Annotated in this window: 4 protein-coding genes; 2 read left to right on the top strand and 2 right to left on the bottom strand. The window is 76.8% G+C overall.

Features of this window, described 5'->3' with window-relative positions:
- Positions 1-57: 57 nt before the first annotated feature.
- Positions 58-1,056 carry a phytoene/squalene synthase family protein gene (locus tag RIN80_RS25885; RefSeq protein WP_309098065.1) on the top strand — a complete coding sequence of 333 codons (999 nt, stop codon included), beginning with the start codon at positions 58-60 and terminating at the stop codon, positions 1,054-1,056.
- The gene (locus RIN80_RS25880) at positions 1,049-2,056 is read left to right on the top strand and encodes a DUF5914 domain-containing protein (RefSeq protein WP_309098064.1); all 1,008 of its coding nucleotides are present in this window, start codon (positions 1,049-1,051) and stop codon (positions 2,054-2,056) included. The genes RIN80_RS25885 and RIN80_RS25880 overlap by 8 nt, the downstream gene beginning before the upstream one ends.
- A 60-nt stretch (positions 2,057-2,116) precedes the next feature.
- Here the strand turns inward: RIN80_RS25880 and RIN80_RS25875 are convergent, their stop codons facing one another.
- Together RIN80_RS25875 and RIN80_RS25870 are read right to left on the bottom strand one after the other, a co-directional pair.
- The gene (locus RIN80_RS25875) at positions 2,117-3,676 is read right to left on the bottom strand and encodes an FAD-dependent oxidoreductase (RefSeq protein WP_309098063.1); all 1,560 of its coding nucleotides are present in this window, start codon (positions 3,674-3,676) and stop codon (positions 2,117-2,119) included.
- Positions 3,673-4,404, bottom strand: coding sequence for a class I SAM-dependent methyltransferase (locus tag RIN80_RS25870; protein ID WP_309098062.1), 732 nt, complete (start codon positions 4,402-4,404; stop codon positions 3,673-3,675). Before RIN80_RS25870 ends, RIN80_RS25875 begins: the two co-directional genes overlap by 4 nt.
- Positions 4,405-4,448: the final 44 nt, after the last annotated feature.

Here is a 4,448-nt window from a genome sequence, read left to right as displayed (position 1 = left end):
CCCGGCCGGCCCGAGCCGCGGACCCCCTCCCGACCGCCCCGAGCAGCGCAGGTGCCCATGACCCGTCGTGAACTGGACGCCGCCGGGATCACCGGCCCCCTCCTGCGCGCCGCCTACACGCGGTGCCGGCGGCTCAACGCCCGGCACGGCCGGACGTACTTCCTGGCCACGCGGTTGCTGCCGCTGGAACGCCGCTCGGCCGTGCACGCGCTGTACGGCTTCGCCCGCTGGGCCGACGACATCGTCGACGACCTGGACCGCAACAGCACCCCCGACGAGCGCGACCTGCGGCTGAAGCGGCTGGAGGGCGACCTCGCCCACGCGCTGCGCACCGGCGGCGGCACGGAACCGGTCGTGCGGGCCGTGGCCGACACCGCCGACCGCTACGGCATCGACGTCGAGCTGTTCGCCGACTTCCTGGCGTCCATGCGGGCCGACCTGACCGTCACGGACTACCCGACCTACGCCGACCTGCGGGCCTACATGCACGGCTCGGCCGCGGTGATCGGCCTGCAGATGCTGCCCGTCCTCGGCACGGTCGTGCCGCGCGAGGAGGCCGCACCGCACGCGGCGGCCCTGGGCGTGGCGTTCCAGCTGACCAACTTCCTGCGCGACGTGGGCGAGGACCTGGACCGGGGCCGGGTGTATCTGCCCGCCGACCTGCTCGCCGCGCACGGGGTCGACCGGGCCCTGCTGGAGTGGAGCAGGCGCAGCGGGCGCCCCGATCCGCGGATCCGGGCGGCGCTCGTCGCGGCCGAGGACCTGACCAGGGACGTGTACCGGACGGCGGAGCCGGGCATCGCCATGCTCGACCCGCGGGTACGGCCCTGTATCCGCGCCGCGTTCACGCTGTACGGCGGCATCCTCGACGCGATCGCGCGGCAGGACTACACCGTGCTGCACCGCCGCGCCGTGGTGCCCCGCCGCCGGCGGGCGGCCACCGCCGCGGCCGGTGTCCTGCGGGTGGCCGGCGCGCGGTGGCGCGCCCGGCTGCCGCACGCGGCGCCCGTGCCGGGCTTCACGCTGCCGGAAGGGAAGGAGACGGGCCGTGGCTGACCGACCCGGGAAGACGCGCTGGACCTCACCGCTGCGGCGGCGCCGCGGCCCCGGCTGGGCGGAGCAGGAGCCGACCTGGCACGCGGCCCGCCCGGCGCTGATCGCCGGCGCGCTCGAGCGGGCCTCGGCCCGGCCTTCCGGCAACTGGTTCGTGGTGGGCGCCTCCCGGGACGTCCGCCCGGGAGGCGGCCCCTGCGGCAGGACCGTCGGCGGGGTGGAGGTGGTGCTGTGGCGTTCGCCGGAGGGTGGGCTGCGCGGCGGCTCCGGCGTCTGCCCGCACCTGGGGGCCCCGTTGCGGGACAGCCGGGTGGTGTGCGGCACGCTGGTGTGCCACTGGCACGGACTGGCCCTGGACGGCTCGCCGTTCGCGGGCTGGCAGCCGTACCCGGTGCACGACGACGGGGTGCTGGTGTGGGTGCGGCTGGACGCGGTCGGCGGTGAGGAGCCGACGGAGCTGCCCGTGGTTCCGGCGCGGCCCGCGGCGGGCAGCGGGGTGGACGCGGTGTTCTCGGCGGCCGGGCGGTGCGAGCCGCAGGACGTGGTGGCCAACCGGCTCGACCCGTGGCACGGCTCCTGGTTCCACCCGTACTCGTTCGTCGACCTGACGGTCGTCCGCGAGCCGCGGGGCGAGCAGGACGACGCCTTCGCCGTGGACGTCTCCTTCCGTGTGGCGGGCCGTCTGGTCGTGCCGGTGCGGGCGGAGTTCACCGCGCCGGAGCCGCGCACGGTCGTCATGCGCATCGTCGACGGCGAGGGCGCCACGTCCGTGGTGGAGACCCATGCCACGCCGCTGACCGCCGAAGGCGACCCGCGCCCGCGCACGGCGGTGATCGAGGCGGTGGTCGCCGCCTCGGACCGCCGCGGCTTCGTCCTGGCCCGGGCCGCCGCGCCCGTGCTGCGCCCCCTGATGCGGCGCACCGCCGGGCGCCTGTGGCGCGACGACCTGGCCTACGCCGAACGGCGCTGGGCACTGCGCAGCACCGGGCGCTTCCCCGGATGATCCGGCGTACCCGGGCCGGACGGGCCTGTGGGGGCCCCGGGCCCGTCCGGCGGGCCCGGGTCAGCGGCGGGCCGGGCGTCCCGCGAGCGCGTTGAGCGCCCGCAGCACCGGGGAGCGTCCCGCGCGGGGCACGGTCCACAGCACCTGGCCGCGCACGCCCCGGTCGGCGAGCAGGGCGTTGGAGGCCAGGAACCCGGTGGTGGCGGCGCGTTCCATCAGGGCCACGGGCAGGTCGCAGCGGATCCCGTCGCCGGCCAGCGTCAGCCAGGGGTGCGGGGAGCGCACGGTGGGTCTGCGCCCGTACGTGCCGACCTCGAACAGCGGGCAGTCCTCGCGCCACTCGTGCCGGGCGTCGACGACCCGTGCCCGGCGGGTCTCCGGGTAGATCCGTCCCAGCTGCGCGAGCAGGTCGTCCTGCACGCTCAGCGGGTCCGCACCGGAGTCGACGGCGTAGGCGTGCAGTTCGACGACCGAGCCGCCGTTCTTCTCGGCCCAGCGGGCGGCCTCGCCCTCGTAGCGGTCCAGGACGCTGATGTTGTCCAGGCCGCCGTAGCCGCTGGTGCCGAGGAAGCCGGGGCGGTCGGCGTGGACCGGCCGGTCGAGCCAGTACCGGGAGACGAGGAACGGCGGGGCGGTGCGCAGACCTGCGATGCCGTCGCGCCAGGGGCCGGTGCCCAGGCCCGGCGAGGCGGCGACGAGCAGCCGCAGTCCCGCGGTGTCGAGGGCGAGCACCACCGCGTCGTACCGGTCGGCACCGGTGCCGCCGCGCACCTCCGCTCCGCCGCTGCCCGCCGGGGCCACACCGTGGACGGGGGTGCCGGTGCGCAGGTCGGCGCCCAGGCGCCGGAGGTAGTCCCCGAGCGGCTCCCACAGGGCCTGCGGGAAGGGCTCGTCCGGCACGTCGAACAGGAGCCCTTCCGCCGAGCCCAGGAAGTAGATGTGGAACATCAGCATCAGCTCGGCGGCGGACAGTTCGCGCGGGTCGGCGAAGAAGCTGCGCGAGAACACCTCGAACGCCAGGTGGTGCGCCGCCTCGGGGAAGCGGACGCGGTCCAGGAAGGCGCTCGCGCCGACCCCGTCGAAGCGCTCGTACACCTCCGGCACGCGCACGTCCAGCAGCGGCAGCGCCGCCCGGGCGTCCATGGCGGCCAGGTCGCGCAGGCCGAAGGTGGGGCTGAGCGCGACGAAGCCGAGGGCGCTCAGGGGCGGGGTGCGCGGAACGCGGGCGAAGCTGTCGGTCAGTCCGCCGCTGTGCCGCAGGGGGTAGTCCGGCAGCGGGGTGAGGCGGGCGAGGGCGGGGTCGGTGCGCCGCAGCAGGCCGCGCAGGTTGTAGTACTGGCGGAAGAAGGCGTGGAAGCCGCGGCTCATGGTGGCTTCCGACCCGTCGGCCAGCCGGGTCCGGTGACCGGCCAGGCGGCCGCCCAGGGACTCCTCGCGTTCGTAGAGGGTGACCCGGGCGCCGCGTTCGGCCAGTCCGGTGGCGGCGGCGAGACCGGCGATCCCGCCGCCGACCACGGCCACGGAGGGCGCGTCGGCGGGGTCGAACCGGTCGCGCCCGGGCGCGGGCATCAGCACCTCGGCCTTGCGGTCCCGGCCGCGGCGGGCGGCGGCGGGGGTCATCGGGCGGCCTCCTCTGCCACGGCCGGGGTGGCGCGGGCGACGAAGGTGTGGGTGATGCCGGTCTGCCACCCGGCGAGGGGGAGGGCGCGCGCGTCCGTGAACCCGGCGCGGGTCAGCCGGGCGGCGAAGGCGGGCGCGGTGTCGAAGGCGAGGACGCTGCGGTACAGGTGCCGGTACAGGGCACGGTCGCCGGTGAGCGTGCCCGCCGGGACGATCACTCCCGCGCACACGGCCGTCCACAGGGCCCGGTGCGCCGGTGAGCCGCCGAGGCTGTACTCGTGGACGGCCAGGCGCCCGCCCGGCCGCAGCAGCGCCCGCACCGAGCGCAGCACCGCGTCCGGGTCGGAGACGTTGCGGAACAGGTAGGCGGCGAAGACGGCGTCGAACGGGCCTTCCTCCGCCGTCGTCAGCTCCTCGGCGCTCAGGTGCAGGAAGCGCACCTGCCCGGGCCACGGTTTGGCCAGGGCTCGCCGCAGCATGCCGGCGGAGGCGTCCACGGCGGTGATCCGGGCCTTGGGCGCGGCCCGCAGCAGGGCCCGGGTGGAGGCGCCGGTGCCGCACCCGAGGTCCAGGACGTGCAGCCCGGCTCCGTCCCGGGGCAGCCGCAGCCGGCGGGCCGAGCGGAGCAGGTCGGTGCGGTATCCGGGGTTGAGGGCGGTGAGCCGGTCGTAGGTGCGGGACGCGTGGTCGAAGGCGCGTGCCAGGTCGTGGTCGCGCAGCAGGGTCATCGGGGGCTCTCTCCGGTTCCTGGGGCGGGGTGGGGTCGGCTTCC

The sequence above is a fragment of the Streptomyces sp. genome (genome assembly GCF_031181705.1).
In the GTDB taxonomy this organism is placed as follows: domain Bacteria; phylum Actinomycetota; class Actinomycetes; order Streptomycetales; family Streptomycetaceae; genus Streptomyces.
The sequence above is the reverse complement of the archived record's forward strand: the minus strand, read 5'-3'. Positions and strand labels throughout refer to the sequence as shown.